This is a genomic window from Aeromonas sp. 160P (assembly GCF_055193095.1).
The window spans coordinates 2,808,554-2,830,620 of the sequence record NZ_JBUXKV010000001.1 but is presented as its reverse complement, the minus strand read 5'-3'; the positions used below and the strand labels follow the sequence as shown (position 1 = coordinate 2,830,620).

Here is a 22,067-nt window from a genome sequence, read left to right as displayed (position 1 = left end):
ATAGCGGCCAAAAAAGATCCGCAGATAAAGCAAACGGTTGTCGGCGTTGTCGTGGTCTATTTCAATCGCCGGAAGATTAATAATCTTACTCAAATTGAACTTTTGATTATTTATAACTGAGCATAGTCCCGCAGAGTGTGTGTCATTATAAGCTTAACAGCAGATGAACAGACTGTGTTCCATGACAAGCAGATCACCATTCGGTTAGTCCCCTTTCCCATCGCAAGCCATTAATTCTATCCCGATTAAATATCACTATTTTGCTGATATGTCGGGCCCCTGTGCGTTGGCAAACGTGTAAACATCAAACTGACAAGATGAACTCATGAACTGTGATAAACAACAAGCCATGTCCGGCGTGATGCTGGCGGCGATTGGCGTGGTCTATGGCGATATCGGCACCAGCCCGCTCTACACCCTGCGCGAGTGCCTGTCAGGGCAATTCGGGTTTGGCGTTGAACCCGCCTCCATTCTCGGTTTTCTGTCGCTGATCTTCTGGCTGCTGATCCTGGTGGTGTCGGTCAAGTACCTCTCCTTTGTGATGCGGGCCGACAACGCCGGTGAAGGGGGCATTCTCACCCTGATGTCGCTGGCCACCCGCAATACGCCAGAGAAGCTGGTCCCCTTGCTGATCATCCTCGGCCTGATTGGCGGCAGCTTCTTCTATGGGGAGGTGGTGATCACCCCGGCGATGTCGGTGATGTCGGCCATCGAGGGGCTGCGGCTGGTCGCCCCCTCCCTCGACCCCTATATAGTGCCGCTCTCGGTCTTGGTGCTGACCCTGCTATTTGCCATTCAAAAACACGGTACTGCCATGGTGGGCAAGCTGTTTGCCCCCATCATGCTGATCTGGTTTGCGACGCTGGCGCTGCTGGGGCTGCGCAGCATCATTCACAACCCCGAGGTGCTGGCGGCGCTCAACCCCGTCTGGGCGATGCGCTTCTTTATGACCTATCAGGGCGCCTCTTTCTTTGCCCTCGGCGCCGTGGTGCTGGCCATCACCGGTGTGGAGGCGCTCTACGCCGATATGGGCCACTTTGGCAAAAAGCCGATCCGCCGCGCCTGGTTTATGGTGGTGCTGCCCTCACTGGTGCTCAACTACTTCGGGCAAGGGGCGCTGCTGCTCGATAACCCCGCCGCCATTGCCAACCCCTTCTTCCTGCTCGCGCCGAAATGGGCGCTGCTGCCGCTGCTGGTGCTGGCGACCATGGCGACGGTCATTGCTTCGCAGGCGGTGATCTCCGGGGTATTTTCCCTCACCCGACAGGCAGTGCGGCTCGGTTATCTCTCACCCATTCGCATCGTTCACACCTCCGAACTGGAATCCGGCCAGATCTATATTCCGGTGATCAACTGGCTGCTCTATATCTCGGTGGTGATTGTGATCGTGAGTTTCGAGCACTCCAGCAATCTGGCGGCCGCTTATGGCATCGCGGTGACCGGCACCATGGTGCTCACCTCGATCCTGTTCTGCTCGGTGGCGAAAAACAGCTGGGGCTGGAACGGTTATCTGGTGGCCGCCCTGCTCGCCGCACTGCTGGCCATCGATGTGCCGCTGTTTGCCGCCAACCTCGCCAAGATCTGGTCCGGTGGCTGGCTGCCACTCACCCTGGGGGCGGTGATGTTCACCCTGATGACCAGCTGGAAGAGCGAGCGTTTCCAGCTTATTCGCCGCTTGAACGAGCACGGCAACTCCCTTGAGCCAATGATCGCCTCGCTGGAAAAATCCCCGCCGACCCGGGTGGCCGGTACTGCGGTCTATATGTCGCGGGTGGTCAATGTGATCCCCCATGCGCTGCTCCATAACCTCAAGCACAACAAGGTGCTGCACGAGCGGATCATCCTGCTCACCCTGCGGGTGGAAGAGGTGCCCTACGTCCACAATGTGCGACGGGTCTGCATCGAGCAGCTCTCCCCCACCTTCTGGCGGGTGGTGGCGAGCTACGGCTGGCGCGAGACCCCCAACGTGGAGGATATCTTCCTGCGCTGCAACGCCGAGGGGTTGAGCTGCCGGATGCTGGAGACCTCGTTCTTTATGGCCCACGAGTCGCTGATCATGAAGGAGCGCCCCTGGTACATCTACCTGCGCGGCAAGCTCTTTATGCTGCTGCAACGCAACGCCCTGCGCGCCCCGGATCAGTTTCAGATCCCACCCAATCGGGTGATCGAGCTGGGCTCGCAGGTGGATATCTGATGGCATTTTTGCTGGCCTAAAGAACGCCAACAAAAAGAGAGGGAGGCTTTGGCCTCCCTCTCTTTTTACGGTTAGGCACGGGGATGTTCCCCCTTCACCTTCACCTTCACCCTCATCCCCACCCCTTCTCCCGCGAGGGGTGCTGGTAGCGTACCGCAGGTGTGGCAAGGCGGCTGCCATATGCAGGGCTGATACCACTGACCCACAGCCGGTGTGCGACAAAAACAAAAAGCCCTGCCAGATTGGCAGGGCTTTTTAGATCAACCATACAGCTGTGGAGCCAGGCTCCCGAGCCGCTTACTGGTTGTGAGTGGAGCGACGGGGGCGACGGGCTTGCGCCGGTTTGCCAGCACCATCAGCCGGACGCTGGCCACCTTGCGGCTTGGGCTTGCCACCGTTACCGGTACGCGCGCCACCGGCGTTAGCACCGGAAGAGGTACGACCTGCACCCTGACGCTGACCTTGCGGACGGGGCGCACGACGCTCTTCACTGGGATCGCGAGGCTCTTTGCGCAGCGGCGCGCCGATACCACGGGCGATGTTGTCCAGGGTCTCGCGGGAGGCTTCAAAACCGGCCACCTGCTCGCACGGGATGTTCTGCTTGGTCAGACGCTCTATCGCCTTAATCAGCTTGCCTTCATCGGCAGCGACCAGGGAGATGGCGTGACCGGCAGCACCGGCACGGCCAGTACGGCCGATACGGTGAACGTAGTCTTCTGCCACGTTCGGCAGCTCGAAGTTGACCACTTGCGGCAACTTGTCGATATCCAGACCACGGGCGGCGATGTCAGTCGCCACCAGCACCTTGACGCTACCATCTTTGAAACCGGCCAGCGCGCGAGTACGGGCACCCTGGCTCTTGTTGCCATGGATGGCGGCTGCACTGACACCGGTCTTGTCGAGGGTCTCGGCAACGCGGTTGGCCATGTGCTTGGTACGGGTGAACACCAGTACCTGCTGCCAATCGTTGCTGGTGACCAAATGGCTCAGCAGGCCGATCTTGTTGGCCTTGTCGCACGGGTGCACCAGCTGCTCGATACGCTCGGCAGTGCTGTTGCGCGGGGCAACTTCGATCACCGCCGGGTTGTTGAGCAGGCCAGTGGCCAGCTCGCGGATCTCTTCGGCAAAGGTCGCGGAGAACAGCAGGTTCTGACGCTGTTTCGGCATCAGTGCCAGGATCTTGCGGATGTCGCGGATAAAGCCCATGTCGAGCATGCGGTCCGCTTCGTCCAGTACCAGGATCTCCACTTCGTCAAACTTGACGGCATTCTGGTTGTAGAGATCCATCAGGCGGCCAGGGCAGGCCACCAGCACGTCCAGACCACGGCGAGTTGCCATCATCTGCGGGTTGATGCTGACGCCGCCAAAGACAACGTGGCTGCGCATCGGCAAGTGTTTGCCGTAGTTACGCACGCTCTCGCCGACCTGGGCAGCCAGCTCGCGAGTCGGAGTCAACACCAGCGCACGAATGCGGTTGGGCGAAACCCGGCGCTTGCTCTCCATCAGACGTTGCAGCATCGGCAGGGTAAAGCCTGCGGTCTTGCCGGTCCCGGTTTGGGCCGCCGCCATCAGGTCACGACCAGCCAGAACGGCGGGGATCGCTTGCAACTGAATGGGAGACGGGGTGTCGTAGCCTTGCTCGGCAACAGCACGCAACAAGGGTTCGGACAGACCGAGGGAAGTAAAACTCATAGATACCTGCTAGGGATAGTGGCGCCGGATAACGTTGTGGTGGGGCTCCTCTGCTGAGCCGATGCCATCTCACAAGTCTGGGCCTATTGAGAAAACAACGATTTCCCCGGGGAGCAGAGCAAAGGGGAAAGAATAGAGGCGCAGTCTAACGGAGTTGCCCGGGATAAACGAGAAAAATGTGACATTCCTCCCAGCACGAACAGAAAAGTCCTCTGCAGCCTCCCGAATAATCCCGTTAATCGGTGACACAAGCACCACACTATTAACTGACAACTTAATATCTGCCCCCGCAGCCATGGTGAGCGGCAGGCAGAGGCTCGGGATAGCACAACAAAATAATGAGGTTTAGCGATGACCACGCGATGTTTTCCCCATGGTCGCAGGCTTACCCTGATGAGCTTGTTACTACTACTGGCCCCGACGCTGCAGGCCGATCCATCCCTGACGGTGGCCTGGAGTCACTGGCCCCCTTTCAGCCAGATAGATGACAAAGGGCAACTCGATGGCCTGGATGTCAGCCTGACCCGCCAGATTTTGCAACGGGCGGGCTTTACCCCCAAATTTCGTGAGTTCCCCTGGGCGCGGGCGCTGCATCTGGTGGAGCACGATCAGCTGGATGTGGCGATGGCCGCCCTGCCACTGCCTGAGCGCCAGAGCTATGCCCGCTTCTCGGCACCCTACCGCCAGAGCGCCTATGTACTGCTGAGCAATAACCCCATCCCCGGCCATCAGGATCGCTGGGACAAGCTCGATAATCTGGCCGCGTTGTGCAACGAGAAAGGGCTAAAGATCGGCAAGTTGCGGGGTACCCGCCCCATGCATCAGATGGATAGCTGCCCGGCGCTTAAAATGGCGACCGAATACAATGCCGATGACCGACTTATCGATCTGCTGCTGGCCCGTCGTCTCGATGGCGTCATCATGGAGTGGCAATATGCCCACTATCGGCTGGCCCAACTGGGGGCCGACCGGTTTATCAGCTGCCAGTTGTTGCTGCACCACCAACCGGTCAGCCTGATGTTTGCCAAAAACAGCGTGAGCGAAGAACAGCTCCTCAAGGTCAACGAGGCCATTCACGCCTTGCCCAAACCCCACAGCAAGTTCTCGCCACCCAGCTGTCGCCTCAATGCCGATCCGGGGGCTGCGGATCTGCTGACCCGCACCCTCCGCAAACATTGACGGAGTAAGCCGTCCCCCGGAAATAGCAAAGGCGACCCGAAGGTCGCCTTTGTGTTAGTTATCAAACCGGAACCCCGAACAGGGGGTGATCAGCCGATAGGCAGCAGCACCGATCAGCGCAGCTGCGGGGTGTGAGTTAACACCCCTTGATTCTGGCCGCGATGGCGCAGCAGGTGATCCATCAATACCAGCGCCAGCATGGCTTCGGCGATGGGCACCGCGCGGATGCCGACGCAAGGATCATGGCGACCCTTGGTGATCATTTCGATTGCCTCACCCTCGGTATTGATGGTCTTGCCCGGTACTGTGATGCTGGAGGTCGGTTTGAGCGCCATGCTCACCACAATATCCTGACCAGACGAAATGCCACCCAGAATGCCGCCCGCATGGTTGCTGGCAAAGCCCGCCGGGGTCATCTCGTCGCGGTGCTCGGAGCCTTTTTGCTCCACCACCGCGAAGCCGTCACCGATCTCCACCCCTTTCACCGCATTGATGCCCATCATGGCATGGGCGATGTCGGCGTCGAGACGATCGAACACCGGCTCACCGAGCCCCACCGGCACATGGCGCGCAATGACCTGCACCTTGGCACCTATGCTGTTGCCCTCTTTTTTCAGGTCGCGCATGTATTGATCGAGCTCCTCCAGCTTGCCCGCATCGGGGAAGAAGAAGGGATTTTGCTCAATCTGCGCCGCGTCGAACGCCTCGGCCTTGATGGGGCCGAGCTGGGAGAGGAAACCGGTGATCTCGATGCCATGCACCTGTTTGAGGTACTTCTTGGCAATGGCCCCTGCCGCCACCCGCATCGCGGTCTCACGGGCAGAAGATCGACCGCCGCCACGATAGTCGCGCTGACCATACTTCTGGTGGTAGGTGTAGTCCGCATGGCCGGGCCGGAACAGATCCTTGATGTCGGAGTAATCCTTGGAGCGCTGATCGGTATTCTCGATGAGCAGCCCGATGGAGGTGCCGGTGGTCTTGCCCTCGAACACCCCGGAGAGGATCTTCACCTCATCCGGCTCACGGCGCGGCGTGGTGTAGCGGGAAGTGCCCGGCTTGCGCCGATCCAGATCCCCCTGCAGATCCGCTTCGCTTATCTCCAGCCCCGGTGGGCAGCCATCGACCACGGCGCCCAGCGCCAGACCGTGGCTCTCGCCAAAGGTGGTGACCCGAAAGAGAAGACCAAAACTGTTCCCTGCCATGCGTGCTCCTGCTTAGTTCTTGTAGATGGCGAAATGATCCTGATACTGCACCAGCTCTTCACGGGTCATCACGAACACCCCGTGACCGCCGTTCTCGAATTCAACCCAGGTAAAGGGGATCTCGGGGAACTGGGCTTCCAGATGGATCATGCTGTTGCCTACTTCGACCACCAGCACGCCGTTATCCTTGAGGAAGTCGGCGGCATGGGCCAGCATGCGCTTGGTCAGTTTCAGGCCGTCAGAGCCCGACGCCAGTGCCAATTCAGGCTCGTGACGGAACTCTTCCGGCAGATCCGACATATCTTCGGAGTCCACATAAGGCGGGTTGGAGACAATCAAATCGTACTTGTCACCGGCTGGCAGATCGCGGAACAGATCGGAGCGGATCGGAATAACCTGCTGCTCCACCCCGTGATCGTCAATATTGCGCTCGGCCACGTTCAACGCATCGATGCTGATGTCGATGGCATCAACCTCGGCTTCCGGGAACTCGTGGGCCATGATGATGGCAATGCAACCGGATCCGGTGCACAAGTCCATGATGCGGGTCGGCTCATGCTTGAGGAACGGCGCGAAACGGTTAGCCACCATTTCGGAAATCGGCGAGCGCGGGATCAGCACCCGTTCATCGACATAAAACTCCCAGCCGGCGTACCAGGCCTTGTTGGTCAGGTAGGCGGCAGGCACCCGCTCCTGTACCCGACGAATGATCAGCTCCGCCAAACGATGGCGCTCGCTGCTGGTCAAACGGGAGTGGCGCATGGCCGGGTCTACATCCGGTGGCAGATGTAACGCGGGCAGTACCAATTGCACAGCCTCATCCCAGGCGTTGTCGGTTCCGTGTCCGTAGAAAATCCCGGCGTCGTTGAAACGACTCATGGCCCAACGCAACATGTCCTGGATGGTGTGCATCTCGGCAACCACCTCATCGATAAATATCTTGTCCAAATCCACCTCCAAGTCGAGTAATATCCGGCCCGAGCACCCACTGCATAGCGGGCACGACGCATACCTAATAAAAAAATGAGCATCTGATGAAAAAAACGCCCTCACAGACAGAAGAGGAAACCCTGCTGTTCCGCGATGCGATAAAAGGTACCCGGAAAATCAAGCAAGATACCATAAGGGCCGAGTTACGCCCGGTCAAGCAGAAACGCGAATTGCGTGAAACCCGCGAAAAGCTTGGGGTTGACCACTATTTCAGCGATGAGTATCAGCCTCATCTCGACGAAGATGGGCCGACCCGTTACGTGCGGGAGGATGTATCAAAATTTGAGCTTAAAAAGCTCAAGCGGGGCATTTATCCGCCGGAGATCTATCTCGATCTGCACGGCATGAACCAGCAACAAGCAAAACAGGAGCTGGCCGCCCTGCTCACCCTCTGCCAAAAAGAGAACATTCACGTTGCATCCGTGATGCACGGCATCGGCAAGCATATTCTCAAACAGCGTATTCCCAGCTGGCTGGCCCAGCACCCCAATGTCCGCGCCTTCCATCAATCCCCCCGTGAATGGGGTGGCGACAGCGCCATTCTGGTATTACTCGATATCGAAGAGTAGTTGGCCATCCATGCGCCCTATACTGACTATCAATAGGTTATTGACAGTGGAGGTCGCATGTTTACACAAGGCTCCCATGCCGACATCAAGGCATCCCTCGATGCCATCGGCGCCGCCGTGGCAGTGTTCAGCCTCGACAAGGATGACCACTTTGTACTGGTCTCAGCCAACGATACCTTCGCCAATGCCTTCGAGCTGGATGTGCTTGGCTGCATTGGCAAGCCGCTAAGCGAGCTGTTCCCCCGCTACATCACCAACACCATCGAACAACCAATGCACGAGTGCGTCAGTCAACAGACGGGGATCGAAAGCGAGCTGCCCATCGATACCCTCTCTCGCACCAGTTGGTGGCGCTTTGTGCTCTCTCCCATCATGCCCGAACAACCGCGCATCATCCGCATTATCGTCACCGCCATCGACATCACCGCCAAAAAGCAGCTGGAAGAAGCGCTCGCCACCAGCCGACGTCGCTTTGAAGCCGTCGTCAACTCAGCCTATGACGGCATCATCAGCGTCAGCAGCGACTCGCGCATCGAGCTGATTAATACCGCCGCCTGCGAGATGTTTGGCGTCGATCAAAGTTATCTTGGCAAACCTGTTACCACAACGTTTTCGGGCGAACCATGAGGGCTATTTCAAAGCCTTCAGCAACTCCCCTATCAACTCGCGCCCCATGCATGCCCGCGCCTCGGTGATGGGACTGCGCCGCGATGGCAGCGAATTCCCGCTTGAAGTGACCATCGCCAAGATCAACCTTGGTCAGACCACAGAGATGACCGCCATCTTGCGGGATATCTCAGAGCGAGCCCGACTGGTGGAAGAGTTAAAAGTGGCCGCCACCACGGATCCGCTTACCGGTATTGCCAACCGGCGCCGTTTCAGTGAACTGGTCAATGCCGAGATGCAGCGCTGCCAACGTTTTGGCCGCACCATGAGTCTGCTGATGATCGACATCGATCACTTCAAACAAGTCAACGACACCTATGGCCACCAGCAGGGGGATCAAGCCTTGTTGAGTCTGGTTAAGCGGATCGGCAAACAGCTGCGGGAGGTCGACATGCTGGGCCGCTGGGGCGGAGAAGAATTTATCGTGCTGTTGCCGGAGACGGCGCTGGATCAGGCCTGGGCCGGCGCAGAGCGGATCCGGCTGGCGGTGGCGTCGGCGGCCCACCCACTGGCAGACTCCCTTGAGGTAACCCTCACCATCAGTATCGGGATCAGCACCAGCAAGGGTCCCCTCGACAGCGTCGAACAGATGATCACCCGGGCCGACACCGCCCTCTATCTGGCCAAAAAACAGGGCCGTAACTGCTGCCGCAAGGAGGAGCAGGAACCGACCTGATGGCACACTCCCCTGCCCTTTGGTGACTCCGGCACTATTACCCCTTGGTGGCTCCGCCACCATTGCCCGAACAGCAATAGCCAACAGCAGCGTTACCTCTTCGGGGCGCTGCTTTTTTGGATGGAAGCCCCCTGTCGCACACCTTCTCTGCTGACCCTCGCTGCATATCACATTGATTACCCCGCTCGCAGTCAAAATAAAATACGCTTAACTACGCCCCATCCTCCGTCAAGAAATAGGGACATGAAATCTTTACATCCGATATTTCGACGTTCTATAAAAATACGCAAAATATGTGCATAACAGGCGTAACCTGCAGCCAGATTGCCTAGCAAAAAACCAAACGCAACATGATTAAATTGCTCGATAGCAGGCATTAACACAGCGCTCGGCCATTAACCATCAAGGTTGTTTGATAGTCGTAGCCCGACGAAAATTAAAATGCGAAAAAAATAAAGATGCTCAATAAATAGAGCGATGCCCCCGGCTGACTCATCACATTGATAGATGGATATCTGCATCAACACTGCCAAATATTATCTGCCATTAATCAAATATGTAAAAAAGGGGGCCAAGCCCCCTCTCTTTAACCCATTAACGGCTGGACTATCTCTTTATTTGGCCGTCACCAACGCCCATGGGCCACCTTTGGCGGGATCATCCCCCTGCGTCCACCATTTGGCCTGATAGACGGCACCCTTGTAGCTCACCTTGCTGCCAGCGGTATAGACCTTGCTGACATCCCAGGCCGCATTGCCATTAATGGGCGGATCGACCGGATCTATCGGTGCAGGATCAAGCTTGGCGACGATCCGCACTTTAGGCCAACTGGCGTGCGATCCATAAAAATTGGTCACGCACTTCTCGTAATCACCCGGCACCAGCGCGGAGTAAGCGGTCTGGAAGCCCACCAGCTCGCACTCAAAGGAGTAACCACCCGGGCGATCCGGATAGTATTTCCAGTTACCATCCCAGTTGGTGTAGAGCACATCGGTGGCGCCGTTGAGATTGAGGCTGCCATAAGGGGTCTGCTGCCAGCAGGTGTTCTTCTCATCCCCCTTGACCGGGATCTGGTAGTGCTTGGCCAGCCCTTCCCAGTAGCGAATACGGTTAACCGGTTGCCCCTTCTCCTTGTTCTGCTCGCCGCATTCGATGCCACCGTTGATGACATTGATGGTGGTGCCAAAGCCGTAGCCGATACCGGCATCAGTTTCCCGCGTGGAGGGCACCCAGGTGCGATCAATCACGTGCAGCATGGCCGGTTTCGGGGCCTGCGGAGTGAGGAAGAACCAGATGGCCGAAGCGAGGTTGAGCCAGGAGTCGGCCACCAACCCAGGGTTATTGAGCAGCACCGAGGCATCGCCATCAAACATCACCTCGGAGAAGGCGCCGTAGTTAAAGTGGTAGGAGAGCTGCTTGGCGCCGCGGCCGAAGTATCCCTGACCGGTGCTGCAGGGCCACTTCTTGTTCTGCCAGTCGTTCTGGCCGCAGCCGGTGGTGTAGCCGGTCTGTCCCTCTGACCAGCCCATCTCCCGTACATGCACCAGCGCCTGCTGCCACTCTTCCAACCCCTGCGGGTTATCGGAGACGTTCTCCTTGGCGATATGGCCACCGGTCTCCTGCGAGAAGTGGGCAAACGCCGTCACAATGGATTTTTTACAGATGGCATCGGCATCACGCCCGTCGCTATATTCCCCGCAGAATGCCGGGAATTTACCGATGGCCCGCAAGAAGCGGACATAGGTATATTCCGGCGCCGCCATCTGGGTTAAATATTCCCATTCAGATTGGGGAAACACCCGTTCAACCCGTTTTACGTTGTCAGGATTGCTTGCCAGACCCGGTTCAATGGCATCGACTATTTTATTGGACCGGGTGGCCAATGCCTTGGCCCATATTGCATACATGGGATTGGCCGTCTTGGCTTTTTCCACGGCGGCCAGATCCGGTGCCGCAATCACATATCCTCCCGCATTTTGCGGATCGGGTTGAATATTCATGGCTGCACTCATTGCGGCATAGCTTGGCAATGTGCAGGCAGCAGCGATCAGCCAGGCGCAACGCTTGGGTTTGAACATGTGTACCATCCTTGTTTGGGAATAACGCGCTCCAAGAGTAGGTGTTTCAACCACTAAGTTCACGATGAGAATTAAGAGATAGACGGAATTTGTGAGCCATTTCACCTTGTGATATCCAGCACACCTGAAACGAAGAAAAAGAACTCAAATGACAACACAAAAGCGTGATCTGTCGCCAGTTTTTGCCAGAGTGAGACGGTCAGATGAACTGTCAGCAATTCATTATTCGAGATACAAAAAATGGCTGACACGCTCAGCCTGTCAGCCATCATCAATGTTCAAGAAAAATGCTCAAGAGAGCCCGGCGTCAGGCGCGCACGGCGCGGATCAGAATATTGCGCGGGGTCATTGGTTTGGCGCAGAACTCCCCCACTTCGACCCGATAGCCCTGCTCTTGCATAAAGAGCGCGCGATCCAGAGCCAGCCAGATCTCGAGGGGACGGCGAAACAGGTGGCGCACCAGCTCCATGCGGGCAACATCACCAAAGCGGCGCTCCCCTTGCGCCAGCAATGCTGGATAGTCGAGTCCGGCAGGCAAGGTTATGCCCTTGCGCTCTGCCGCCCACACGCAAAATGCCTCGAAACTGCCGGTCAGCAGGCTCTTTTGCATATTGGGCACCGGCAGATACTCATCCACCCCGCGCACCTGCCGCTGCAGGCAGTCAAATCCGAGCCGCCATATCACCTCCAGCTCTCGCAAGCGGGCGATCCGCGCCCCGCCAGTCACCGTCTCCTGCAACGGCAGCTTGAGATCTGCCTTGCTCAACATCAGCGCACTGGCCTTTGCCGCCGCAGACAGCGGGCGATAGTGGCTGGTGCGGATCAGGTGATAACAACAGGGAGAAATAGTCACCCCGCTGGCACTGCGCTCGGCCACCCGCTCCAGCAGATGGGTATGCAGCTCGCCGCAGGCATGAAGTGCCATAGCGTGGTGCTCGGGGGCGATCAGCGCCGCCGACTCGGGGGCAAAGGCATCGGCGCAGGTAAAGGTCATATTGGCGCCATCCCGCTCTGCCAGCAGCCGCCCTTCGTCGCAGAGCTGCGGTTGCAGTTCAAGGCTCAGGATCGGAGCTTGTCGATGGAGCGACACCAGCCGCCCGAGGTGGCCCTTGCCGGCACACCACTCCAGATAGGGGCCCTGATGGGCGGGCAAGCAGGCAGTGAATGACTCGATCTGGGCCTGTTTGCGCCCCGGCATATTCAATGCCATTGCCTTGCTGCAGGTGATGGGTTCAGGGGGAAACAGGGCAAGCTGGCTAAGTTGTTGCAGCTCGGCCCCTTCGGCAATCCAGGGCGCCAGCAAGCAACTGAGGGCCCCCATATCCCCATCAAACTCGGCCAGCTGGGCCAGGGTCAATCCATTGAGCAGGGCAGCCAGATCAGGGGCCTCATCAGCAAAGGCCATCGCCAAATGATGGTATGGCTGATATTGCCACCAGCGCCGGTAGCGGGTGAGCAGTCGATCCAGTTGTTGAAAACGTTGAGCCAGCACGAATGCCCCTGCCTTGCAGTCAAAAAGGAGGCTCATTCTAGCGATCCCGCTTCAAAATGCACCCTCAATACCCGGTAAATCCATCGTTAACAGCAAGCTGTGCGCCTTTCGCTCGCAACCATCAACCAGGGTGACCTGACAAAGTAGGGGGTTTTATGCTATATTCCGCCCCCTCTTTCACGCGCCCCGCCCCTCGCGGGTCGCTTTACCACTAGCTATGGGACCAACAACATGACCATCAACGCCATCCTGCAAGCGCGCGCGGGCGCCAAGTGTGAACTGTGCAGCGCCGAGCAGGCGCTGACCGCCTTCGTGGTGCCTCACTCCCCCGCCAGCGACGATGATCACAGCGTTGCCATCTGCGACACCTGCCGTGGTCAGCTGGAACAACCGGATACCCTGGTGGTCAACCACTGGCGTGGCCTGAGTGACAGCATGTGGAGCCAGGTGCCTGCGGTGCAGGTGATGGCATGGCGTCAGCTGAAAGCACTCTCCGCTAAGGGTGAAGTGTGGGCTCAGGATCTGCTGGACATGATGTACATGGAAGACGACGCCAAGGCCTGGGCCGAAGCCGGACTGGCTGACGAAGATGACGACAGCGTGCCGACCATTGACTCCAACGGCGCCGTGCTGCAAGAGGGCGACTCCGTCACCCTGATCAAGGATCTGGAAGTGAAAGGCGGCGGTTTCACCGCCAAGCGCGGCACCCTGGTCAAGGGCATCCGTCTGACCAACAACCCGCTCCATATCGAAGGCAAGGTCAACGGCGTGCAGATCGTACTGGTTGCTGCCTACCTGAAAAAGGCCTAAGCCAGGCGCGATAGCTCTGCTGGCAGCAGCATGAGCACAACGAGAAAGGATGGCGTCACGCCATCCTTTTTTATGGCTGCTTTTATGCCTACTTGCCGCTCTCGGCCAAGCTAAGCCAGCCATTTGCCAACAACAGAACAGCAAAAAGGCGCATCCGGATGGATGCGCCTTTTTTACATTGCCACTGCCGTTAACCGGCAGCGGGCACGGTCACTCAGGAGGAGAGTTTGCCGTCCAGCTCTGCAATCTTGGCAGACCAGTAGGCCGGGCCGGTTTCGTGGATATTGTTGCCTTCGGAGTCGACCGCAACGGTCACCGGCATATCTTCCACTTCAAACTCGTAGATCGCTTCCATGCCGAGATCGGCAAAGGCCACGACCCGCGCCTTCTTGATGGCCTTGGCCACCAGATAGGCGGCGCCGCCCACCGCCATCAGATAGACGGCCTTGTGCTGCTTGATGCTCTCGACGGTTTTCGGGCCACGCTCGGATTTGCCGATCATGCCGATAAGGCCGGTGTCACCCAGCATCATGTCGGTGAACTTGTCCATCCGGGTGGAGGTGGTGGGGCCCGCCGGGCCAACCACTTCGTCACGGACCGCATCGACCGGGCCAACGTAATAGATGAAGCGGTTGGTGAAATCGACCCCTTCCGGCAACCCTTCACCATTTTTCAGCATGTCGGCGATGCGCTTGTGGGCCGCATCACGACCGGTGAGGATCTTGCCGGACAGCAGCACAGTATCACCGCTCTTCCAGCTGGCCAGCTCTGCCTTGGTGATGCCATCAACGTTCACGCGGCGCACGTTAGCGCCCGCTTCACGGGTGATTTCCGGCCAGTCGCTCAGTTTCGGCGGGGTCAGTTCGGCGGGGCCAGAACCATCCAGCTCGAAGTGAACGTGACGGGTGGCGGCACAGTTGGGGATCATCACTACTGGCTTGGAGGCGGCGTGAGTCGGTGCGGATTTGACCTTCACATCCAGCACTGTGGTGAGGCCGCCCAGACCCTGGGCACCGATCCCCAGCTTGTTGACCTTGTCGTAAAGCTCGACCCGCAGCTTCTCTTCGGTGGTCTTGGGACCACGGACGATCAGCTCCTGAATGTCGATGTGCTCCATCAGGGCCTCTTTGGCCAGTACCGCGGCTTTCTCGGCGGTACCGCCGATGCCGATGCCCAGCATGCCGGGTGGGCACCAGCCTGCCCCCATGGTCGGCACAGTTTTCAGCACCCACTCGACGATATCGTCAGAGGGGTTGAGCATCGCCATCTTGGATTTGTTCTCGGAGCCGCCGCCTTTGGCCGCGATGCTCACTTCTACCTTGTTGCCGGGGATCATGTCGATATGCACCACGGCAGGGGTATTGTCTTTGGTGTTCTTGCGACTGCCCGCCGGATCGGCCAGCACCGAGGCGCGCAGCGGGTTGTCAGGATTGGTGTAGGCACGGCGGGTACCTTCGTCCACCATCTCCTGCACTGTCATGTCGCTGTCCCACTGGACTTGCATGCCGATCTTGACGAAACAGGTCACGATGCCGGTGTCCTGGCAGAGTGGACGATGACCTTCGGCGGACATGCGGGAGTTGATCAGGATCTGGGCCAGCGCATCTTTGGCGGCCGGGTTGGCCTCGCGGTCATACGCTGCTTTGGCAGCCTGAACAAAATCTAACGGGTGGTAATAGGAGATGTACTGGAGGGCATCTGCGATAGAATCGATGAAATCCTGTTTTTTTATAATGCTCATATCATCCTCACTGGTCCTTTTCCCTGCCAGACGGCAGAGCAAGGGCTTCCATATGATGGGCCGTGCTGACGTGCTGGCTAAAAACTATCAACCAGCAAAAAACGAACGACACGGCAGTTTTTTCTTAAGTCACCGACACCTATGATACGCTTGCCCACCAGCACCGACTAGGGTTCAGGGACTAAACTGTTGCCTGTGTAACATAAAATGACGCCAACACTTCATATCCATCATCTAGACCATAGCGCTGAACTCCATCAGCTTTTTGCCCGCCTGCAACATCAGCCGTGGGCCATGTTGCTGGAATCGGCGGGGCCACTCGGCGCCGACAACGGCTTTGACATCATCAGCGCCGATCCACTGGCGACCCTCGAGACCCGAGGTCTTGTCACCACCCTCAGCCAGCATAACCACGTCAGCGAACACCATGAGGATCCCCTCGCCCTGCTGGCTCGCACCCAGCAACAACTGCTGGGGGTGCTGGATCTGTGCGCCACTCGCCTTCCCTTTATTGGCGGCGCCCTCGGTCTGTTTGGCTATGATCTGGGCCGCCGCTTCGAGCGGCTCCCCGTGCAGGCCGCCGCCGATATCGCGGTACCCGACATGGCGGTGGGCATTTATGACTGGGCGCTGCTGCGTAGTGTGGCGACCGGTGAATGGCAGCTGGTGCACTGGGGGGATGAAGCGGGCCTTGCCAAACGGCTGGCCTGGCTTGAGCAACAACAAGCCAAACCGGCCCCCGCTTTCGCCTTGCAGGGGTCATGGCAGAGCAATATGAGCCGCGCGGAATATGGCGAGAAGTTTGCCCGCATTCAGGAATACCTCGCCGCGGGGGATTGCTACCAGATCAACCTGACCCAGCGTTTCAGCGCACCCTATCAGGGGGGGGAGTGGCAGGCCTATTGCCTGCTGGCGGCCGCCAACAAAGCTCCTTTCTCGGCCTTTATCCGCTTGCCGGACAGCGCGCTGCTCAGCCTCTCCCCCGAGCGGTTTCTGCTACTCGATGGCCGCCATATCGAGACCAAGCCCATCAAGGGCACTCGCCCTCGCCACCCTGATCCGACTACCGATCAGCAAGTTGCGCTGGAGCTGGCCCGGGCCGACAAGGACAGATCAGAAAATCTGATGATCGTTGATCTGCTGCGCAACGACATCGGTCGGGTCAGCCGCCCGGGCTCGGTCAGCGTGCCTCATCTCTTTGCGGTGGAGTCGTTTCCGGCGGTGCACCATCTGGTCTCTACCATCCACGGTGAGCTCGATGCGCGCTGGCAAGGGGTCGATCTGCTGCGCGCCTGTTTCCCGGGCGGATCGATCACCGGCGCCCCCAAGATCCGCGCCATGGGGATCATTGAGGAGCTGGAGCCCCAGCGGCGCAATGCCTATTGCGGCAGCATCGGCTATCTCAGCCAGCACGGCCGGATGGATACCAGCATCTGCATTCGCACCCTGATCGCCGAAGCGGGTCGCCTGCACTGCTGGGCCGGTGGCGGCATCATCGCCGACTCCGATGCCGACAGCGAATATCAGGAGACCTATGACAAGGTCGCCCGCATCCTGCCGCCCCTCTCGGCGCTGTAACCGTCCCCACTGTCACGCTACCACACAGGAGAACGCCCCCGCCATGGATCGCCACGAACTGTTGACCCGCTTCCAGTTGCAGCAGCCCGCCCCGGCCCATCGCCTCGCCATTGGCGGGCTCAGTCCGGCTGCGGTGTTGATCCCGGTGGTGATGCGCGACGAGGGGCTCAGCGTGTTATTGACTCGGCGCAGCCCCCAGCTGCGTCATCATGGGGGGCAGATCAGCTTCCCCGGCGGACGGCAGGATCCCGGCGATGAGAACCTGATTGCCACGGCACTGCGGGAAACCGAAGAGGAGCTCGGCATTCCGGCGCAGCTGATCGAGGTGATCGGCACCCTCAACCCGCTCAATACGGTGTCGCGATTCGAAGTGCTGCCGGTGCTGGGGCTGCTCGATGGCAACTACCCCCTCATCCTGAGTCCAGATGAAGTGGATCACGCCTTCGAAGTGCCGCTGACCCGTCTGCTGGATCGGCGCAACCACATCCCCCTGACCATTACCAGAGGGGGAAAACAGCACACCCTCTACTGGATCCCCTGGCAACAGCACTTTATCTGGGGGGCTACCGCCAGCATGATCTGCCAACTTGCCCAGCACCTTGCAAGATAACAATTCACCTACATTTGCCAGAGCGAAATTTAATCATTAACACTAAACTAACGTGCCAGATGGTAAACAAAAATTGAATTTTTAGTATTTCGCTCACATTTCCATAAAAAAGTAGGGTTTTTAGCCTTTAAAAAATGAATCTGATCAACATTTTTGATTAAAAAAACCGTATCCTTGCGCCGACTTAATAAGAACCACACATTCGGGGTGAGATAGATGTCTAATACTGTCACTGGCACGCAAGATGCTGCGACTGCAACGAAGCCACAAACCGGCTTCACTCAATCCACTGGTTGGCAAAAACGTGACTCTACCTGGGTCATCAGCCTGTTCGGCACCGCGGTCGGCGCAGGTATCCTGTTCCTGCCGATCAACGCGGGCATGGGCGGCTTCTGGCCGCTGGTAGTGATGGCGCTGCTGGTTGGCCCCATGACCTATTTGGCCCACCGTGGTCTGGCTCGTTTCGTACTCTCCTCCAGCAAGCCCAATGCTGACATCACTGAAGTGGTAGAAGAGCACTTCGGCGTGGGTGCCGGTAAATTAATCACCCTGCTCTACTTCTTCGCTATCTACCCCATAGTGCTGATCTACGGCGTTGGTATTACCAACACCGTTGAGAGCTTCATGGTCAACCAGCTGCAGATGAGTGCACCACCGCGCTGGATCCTCTCTATCGTGCTGATCCTGGGCATGATGTCGGTGATGCTGGCCGGTGAGAAGCTGATGCTGAAAGTGACCGAGTTTCTGGTCTACCCGCTCATTGCCATTCTGGCCGGTATCTCTTTGTACCTGATCCCGGACTGGACCGGTGCTGCACTGGCGCAAGTGCCCTCCGCCAAGGATTTCGCCTCTACCCTGTGGCTGACCATCCCGGTACTGGTGTTCTCTTTCAACCACAGCCCGGCTATTTCCAGCTTTGCAGTGGCCCAGCGCCGTGACTACGGTGATCAGGCGGTCCAGAAATCTGATGCCATCCTCAAGCGCACCGCTGGCGTACTGCTCTGCTTCGTGATGTTCTTCGTCTTCTCTTGTGTGATGAGCCTGACGCCTGCCCAGCTGGCTGAAGCCAAGTCCCAGAACATCGCCGTGCTCTCCTATCTGGCCAACCAGCATGCGAGCCCCATCATCTCCTACTTCGGTCCGCTGGTTGCGTTTGTGGCCATCGTATCCTCCTTCTTCGGTCACTATCTGGGTGCCCGTGAAGGTCTGAAAGGGATGATAGTGCAGAACATGCGCAAATCTGGCAGAGAGCCGAATGCCAAGAAAGTCGAGATGTTCATCATCGCCTTCTTCATCTTGACCCTGTGGGGCACCGCCATTGCTAACCCCTCTATTCTGGGCATGATTGAATCCTTGGGCGGCCCGATCATCGCCACCATCCTGTTCATCATGCCGATGTACGCCATCAAGCGTGTACCGGCCATGGCGAAATATCAGGGCCATATCAGCAACGTCTTTGTCGCTGTGATGGGGATGATCGCTATCTCCGCTATCCTGTTCCAGCTGGTTGGTTAATCCCCCAACCTGCCGCAGATAGCAAAAAGCCAGCCGGTTAACCGGCTGGCTTTTTTTATTGCGTTTATCCTGCCCTGAATATGTTTGACTCCTCATCATGCGGTTATTGCGGTGTCGTAATCCGAACTCACGCAGCAACCTGGTACACAGTCCTTATCTGGCAACAGCATCATGATGTTGTCAGCAAGCTGCTGCGAACCTCAGCCAACAAAAATGCCAGTCGGGTAAGCGACTGGCATCTCTTGCAAAGCACGCACTATCTCTGGCTGATTAAAGCGGCTGCACTTCCAACACGAATGGCGTCAAGCCGGTGATTTCAGGGATACCGATCATCAGCGTATCTTTCTGACCATTGCTGTTACCCGGCTTCATGGTCAGATAAGCGGTGACACTGGCGTTGCGATTGGCAAAATCGCGCATCTTTGTTTCCCAAAGCCCCTCATAAATTTTTCCGTCTTTGATATCAGCAGACCCTTTTAAGGTATTGAAGCTGCATGAGCGATTATTCCAACCGGTCAGCGTCAGCTTGTTCAGACCTTTAGTGTTGGCCTCTGTCTCACCGCTGACAGAACACCCCTCTTTAAACAGGATGGTCAGCTTGACTCCCGAGCCATTGTTGCTGCGCTCGGTTTTGAAATCCTGAAACAGTGCGCTCTCCCCAAGGTTGTACCAAGAGTCCGCGTTTATCGGCGCGGTAACCATCGGCTGCAATGCCACTTGGCCGCCCCAATTCTGAATAGTGAGCGCTGAATCGATTTTGGCTTTGACGGCTCGATAATCGAGCACCCAGAGTGACTGGCTGCTTCCCGCCGTACCAGGCACAGACGCCATCTTGACCAATCCATCGACATTGGTGTTGGACTTTTGCTCTGCCGAGTCAAAGACACTGGGCTGGCTTTTGCTCACCAGCAGCGACAACGTCAGGGGGTAGCCCTCACCTTTGTTCAGAGAAGAAAAGCCTTGAGGGAAGGTATAAGTGCTGACTGTGGTGCTTCTTTTTTCAGCAATGTTCATCGCCCAACCCGTGCCCTCTGTAGAGGCCGGATAGACAAAACCGACCGCACGATAGCTGTCGTTGACCGGACGATTGATTAACTGTCCCTGAGCGTCCATCAGGACGGGGAGATAGGCACCAGCATCCGGCAGCACCCTCGGTTGCGGCTCCGGTGGTGTGGTACCACCACCACTATCCCCACCACCGCCGCCACAACCGGCCAACCCCAATGCCCCTACCATGGCCAACCAAAGTGTTGTTTTTTTCATGATTGAATCTCTTTTTAGCCTGAACCTTATTATTTCGCTGCTATTTTAGGGGGGCGGTTCTCCCGCTGTCTGCCTGCCATTTGTAACCAAACATTTCGTCAAAATAGATGTTCTTTTGCGCACAGCTCCCCTCAACAAATCTTGGCCAGCTGATATAAAAAGCCCCTCACAGAGAGGGGCTGAATCGAATAGGCAAGCTACCGGATCACCCTTCGCGGCTGGGCAGCGCTGCGGTCTCCAGCAGGGTTTCATCTTCGGCCATGCAAGCAGCCGCGGTGAACAGCACGTCGGTGGAACTGTTGAGCGCTGTCTCGGCAGAATCCTGCAGCACGCCGATGATAAAGCCGACGGCCACCACCTGCATGGCGATGTCGTTGCCGATACCAAACAGGCTGCACGCCAGCGGGATCAGCAGCAAAGAGCCACCGGCTACGCCGGACGCGCCACAGGCACTGATGGTGGCAACCACGGAGAGCAGCACAGCAGTCGCCAGATCCACTTCCATCCCCAAGGTATGTACCGCCGCCATGGAGAGCACGGTAATGGTGATGGCCGCACCGGCCATGTTGATGGTGGCACCCAGCGGGATGGAGACCGCATAGGTATCTTCCGGCAGACGCAGTTTTTCACACAGGGTCATGTTGACCGGAATGTTGGCGGCAGAGCTGCGGGTAAAGAAGGCGGTCACGCCGCTCTCTTTGAGGCAGGTCAGTACCAGCGGATAGGGGTTGCGCTTGATCTTCCAGAACACGATCAGCGGGTTAACCACGAAGGCGATAAACAGCATGCAGCCGATCAGCACCACCAGCAGTTGGGCATAGCCAAACAGGGCGTCGAAGCCGGTCTCGGCCAGGGTCGAGGCAACCAGACCCAGAATACCGAGCGGGGCGCAGCGGATCACCGCTTTCACTATGGTGGAGACACCGTGAGAGAGATCGGTGATCAGCGCCTTGGTGCTCTCGTTGGCATGGCGCATGGCGATCCCCAGACCAATGGCCCACGCCAGGATCCCGATATAGTTGGCCTCCATCAGCGCCTTGACCGGGTTGGTCACCACGTTGAACAGCAGGGTCTGCAACACCTCGGTGATGCCACCCGGCGGGGTGATCTCGGCGGTGTTGGCCACCAGATGGAGGTTGGTGGGGAACAGGAAGCTGGCGACCACTGCGACCACGGCCGCAGAGAAGGTACCAAACAGATAGAGCAGCAAGATCGGTCGCATGTTGCTCTTCTGACCCTGCTTGTGACCAATGATGGCCGCCATGACCAGTACGAATACCAGCAGCGGCGCCACCGCTTTCAGTGCGCCAACAAACAGGCTGCCGAGCAGACCTGCCGTTTTCGCCCACTCGGGTGCAAACAGTGCCAGCAAGATACCAAATACCAGACCAACCAGGATCTGGCTGACCAGACTGGTGCTATTGACCAGCCGAAGGAGGGGGTGTTGTTGTGTCATCAAAAAAGTCCCTAAGCACCGTAGTGCATGAATCATGAGTCCTGTCAGCAATCTTGCACCCGAGAAACCCCTGTCGCCCGAGTGTGGTGTCTGTGGCCAGCCTTCTGTCGGGCCGATCCGCCAGTCACCGGATTGCATGACGGAATATCCCATTCGCCATCTTTTTTTTCCAGAGACTCACCAAAAAATATCCCGTTTCCATCACAAAAAACCGCAACAAAACCTTAACCACAGCGCAACCACCCATTTTTGTACGTTTTATCAACACTCTCTGCCTTCGCCTTCGCGACCATCCCTGTGCCATCCGTGACCGGCGTCGCTGTGCTATCATCCCCAATTTGCTGCGGAGCCTTGCC

General features: G+C 57.8%; 15 protein-coding genes and 1 pseudogene. 8 read left to right on the top strand and 8 right to left on the bottom strand.

Annotation, left to right across the window (positions count from 1 at the left end):
• Window positions 1-325 precede the first annotated feature (325 nt).
• A complete protein-coding gene (gene kup, locus ACY8FN_RS13330; protein WP_463100260.1) occupies window positions 326-2,194 on the top strand; it encodes a low affinity potassium transporter Kup in 1,869 nt (622 codons plus the stop codon).
• Window positions 2,195-2,491: 297 nt separating this feature from the next.
• On the opposite strand, the gene ACY8FN_RS13325 is transcribed toward kup, so the two are convergent.
• Window positions 2,492-3,886 (bottom strand): DEAD/DEAH box helicase, encoded by a 1,395-nt coding sequence (locus ACY8FN_RS13325; protein WP_042023806.1) that lies wholly within the window; start codon window positions 3,884-3,886, stop codon window positions 2,492-2,494.
• A gap of 351 nt (window positions 3,887-4,237) precedes the next feature.
• Between ACY8FN_RS13325 and ACY8FN_RS13320 the strand changes: the two genes are divergently transcribed.
• Window positions 4,238-5,065 carry a substrate-binding periplasmic protein gene (locus tag ACY8FN_RS13320; RefSeq protein ID WP_463100259.1) on the top strand — a complete coding sequence of 276 codons (828 nt, stop codon included), beginning with the start codon at window positions 4,238-4,240 and terminating at the stop codon, window positions 5,063-5,065.
• 113 nt (window positions 5,066-5,178) lie between these two features.
• On the opposite strand, the gene aroC is transcribed toward ACY8FN_RS13320, so the two are convergent.
• Together aroC and prmB are read right to left on the bottom strand one after the other, a co-directional pair.
• A complete protein-coding gene (aroC, locus tag ACY8FN_RS13315; RefSeq protein WP_463100258.1) occupies window positions 5,179-6,267 on the bottom strand; it encodes a chorismate synthase in 1,089 nt (362 codons plus the stop codon).
• Between the two features lie 12 nt (window positions 6,268-6,279).
• Window positions 6,280-7,215 carry a 50S ribosomal protein L3 N(5)-glutamine methyltransferase gene (gene prmB / locus ACY8FN_RS13310; RefSeq protein WP_042024068.1) on the bottom strand — a complete coding sequence of 312 codons (936 nt, stop codon included), beginning with the start codon at window positions 7,213-7,215 and terminating at the stop codon, window positions 6,280-6,282.
• 86 nt (window positions 7,216-7,301) lie between these two features.
• Between prmB and smrB the strand changes: the two genes are divergently transcribed.
• Together smrB and ACY8FN_RS13300 are read left to right on the top strand one after the other, a co-directional pair.
• Complete coding sequence (gene smrB, locus ACY8FN_RS13305) at window positions 7,302-7,826, top strand: endonuclease SmrB (RefSeq protein WP_042023811.1); 525 nt, start codon at window positions 7,302-7,304, stop codon at window positions 7,824-7,826.
• Between the two features lie 57 nt (window positions 7,827-7,883).
• A pseudogene (locus tag ACY8FN_RS13300) lies at window positions 7,884-9,168 on the top strand (sensor domain-containing diguanylate cyclase).
• Between the two features lie 614 nt (window positions 9,169-9,782).
• Here the strand turns inward: ACY8FN_RS13300 and ACY8FN_RS13295 are convergent.
• Entirely contained in the window at window positions 9,783-11,246 is a 1,464-nt protein-coding gene (locus tag ACY8FN_RS13295; RefSeq protein ID WP_463100257.1) for a chitinase, read from the bottom strand.
• Between the two features lie 307 nt (window positions 11,247-11,553).
• Window positions 11,554-12,774, bottom strand: coding sequence for a methyltransferase (locus tag ACY8FN_RS13290; protein ID WP_463100256.1), 1,221 nt, complete (start codon window positions 12,772-12,774; stop codon window positions 11,554-11,556).
• Between the two features lie 195 nt (window positions 12,775-12,969).
• On the opposite strand from ACY8FN_RS13290, the gene ACY8FN_RS13285 reads away from it, so the two are divergent.
• The gene (locus ACY8FN_RS13285) at window positions 12,970-13,548 is read left to right on the top strand and encodes a PhnA domain-containing protein (protein WP_463100255.1); all 579 of its coding nucleotides are present in this window, start codon (window positions 12,970-12,972) and stop codon (window positions 13,546-13,548) included.
• A gap of 214 nt (window positions 13,549-13,762) precedes the next feature.
• Here the strand turns inward: ACY8FN_RS13285 and ACY8FN_RS13280 are convergent, their stop codons facing one another.
• Window positions 13,763-15,289: a fumarate hydratase gene (locus ACY8FN_RS13280; RefSeq protein ID WP_042023816.1), complete on the bottom strand. Its 1,527-nt coding sequence runs from the start codon at window positions 15,287-15,289 to the stop codon at window positions 13,763-13,765.
• Between the two features lie 294 nt (window positions 15,290-15,583).
• Between ACY8FN_RS13280 and pabB the strand changes: the two genes are divergently transcribed.
• The 3 genes from pabB to ACY8FN_RS13265 all read left to right on the top strand — a co-directional run bounded on the left by pabB (window position 15,584) and on the right by ACY8FN_RS13265 (window position 18,992).
• Complete coding sequence (gene pabB / locus ACY8FN_RS13275) at window positions 15,584-16,867, top strand: aminodeoxychorismate synthase component I (protein ID WP_463101173.1); 1,284 nt, start codon at window positions 15,584-15,586, stop codon at window positions 16,865-16,867.
• Window positions 16,868-16,910: 43 nt separating this feature from the next.
• A complete protein-coding gene (locus ACY8FN_RS13270) occupies window positions 16,911-17,477 on the top strand; it encodes a CoA pyrophosphatase (RefSeq protein WP_463100254.1) in 567 nt (188 codons plus the stop codon).
• Window positions 17,478-17,693: 216 nt separating this feature from the next.
• A complete protein-coding gene (locus ACY8FN_RS13265) occupies window positions 17,694-18,992 on the top strand; it encodes a serine/threonine transporter (RefSeq protein ID WP_463100253.1) in 1,299 nt (432 codons plus the stop codon).
• Between the two features lie 270 nt (window positions 18,993-19,262).
• On the opposite strand, the gene ACY8FN_RS13260 is transcribed toward ACY8FN_RS13265, so the two are convergent.
• Window positions 19,263-20,255: a hypothetical protein gene (locus ACY8FN_RS13260; protein ID WP_463100252.1), complete on the bottom strand. Its 993-nt coding sequence runs from the start codon at window positions 20,253-20,255 to the stop codon at window positions 19,263-19,265.
• A gap of 205 nt (window positions 20,256-20,460) precedes the next feature.
• Window positions 20,461-21,711: a serine/threonine transporter SstT gene (gene sstT / locus ACY8FN_RS13255; RefSeq protein WP_101315950.1), complete on the bottom strand. Its 1,251-nt coding sequence runs from the start codon at window positions 21,709-21,711 to the stop codon at window positions 20,461-20,463.
• Window positions 21,712-22,067: the final 356 nt, after the last annotated feature.

What these genes read in the sequence shown, in the direction of transcription:
- aroC (WP_463100258.1), bottom strand. Translation starts at nt 6,267, where the DNA reads ATGGCAGGGAACAGTTTTGGTCTTCTCTTTCGGGTCACCACCTTTGGC.
- ACY8FN_RS13290 (WP_463100256.1), bottom strand. Translation starts at nt 12,774, where the DNA reads ATGAGCCTCCTTTTTGACTGCAAGGCAGGGGCATTCGTGCTGGCTCAA.
- ACY8FN_RS13260 (WP_463100252.1), bottom strand. Translation starts at nt 20,255, where the DNA reads ATGAAAAAAACAACACTTTGGTTGGCCATGGTAGGGGCATTGGGGTTG.
- pabB (WP_463101173.1), top strand. Translation starts at nt 15,584, where the DNA reads ATGTTGCTGGAATCGGCGGGGCCACTCGGCGCCGACAACGGCTTTGAC.
- ACY8FN_RS13295 (WP_463100257.1), bottom strand. Translation starts at nt 11,246, where the DNA reads ATGTTCAAACCCAAGCGTTGCGCCTGGCTGATCGCTGCTGCCTGCACA.
- ACY8FN_RS13325 (WP_042023806.1), bottom strand. Translation starts at nt 3,886, where the DNA reads ATGAGTTTTACTTCCCTCGGTCTGTCCGAACCCTTGTTGCGTGCTGTT.
- ACY8FN_RS13280 (WP_042023816.1), bottom strand. Translation starts at nt 15,289, where the DNA reads ATGAGCATTATAAAAAAACAGGATTTCATCGATTCTATCGCAGATGCC.
- ACY8FN_RS13285 (WP_463100255.1), top strand. Translation starts at nt 12,970, where the DNA reads ATGACCATCAACGCCATCCTGCAAGCGCGCGCGGGCGCCAAGTGTGAA.
- ACY8FN_RS13270 (WP_463100254.1), top strand. Translation starts at nt 16,911, where the DNA reads ATGGATCGCCACGAACTGTTGACCCGCTTCCAGTTGCAGCAGCCCGCC.
- smrB (WP_042023811.1), top strand. Translation starts at nt 7,302, where the DNA reads ATGAAAAAAACGCCCTCACAGACAGAAGAGGAAACCCTGCTGTTCCGC.
- sstT (WP_101315950.1), bottom strand. Translation starts at nt 21,711, where the DNA reads ATGACACAACAACACCCCCTCCTTCGGCTGGTCAATAGCACCAGTCTG.
- kup (WP_463100260.1), top strand. Translation starts at nt 326, where the DNA reads ATGAACTGTGATAAACAACAAGCCATGTCCGGCGTGATGCTGGCGGCG.
- ACY8FN_RS13320 (WP_463100259.1), top strand. Translation starts at nt 4,238, where the DNA reads ATGACCACGCGATGTTTTCCCCATGGTCGCAGGCTTACCCTGATGAGC.
- ACY8FN_RS13265 (WP_463100253.1), top strand. Translation starts at nt 17,694, where the DNA reads ATGTCTAATACTGTCACTGGCACGCAAGATGCTGCGACTGCAACGAAG.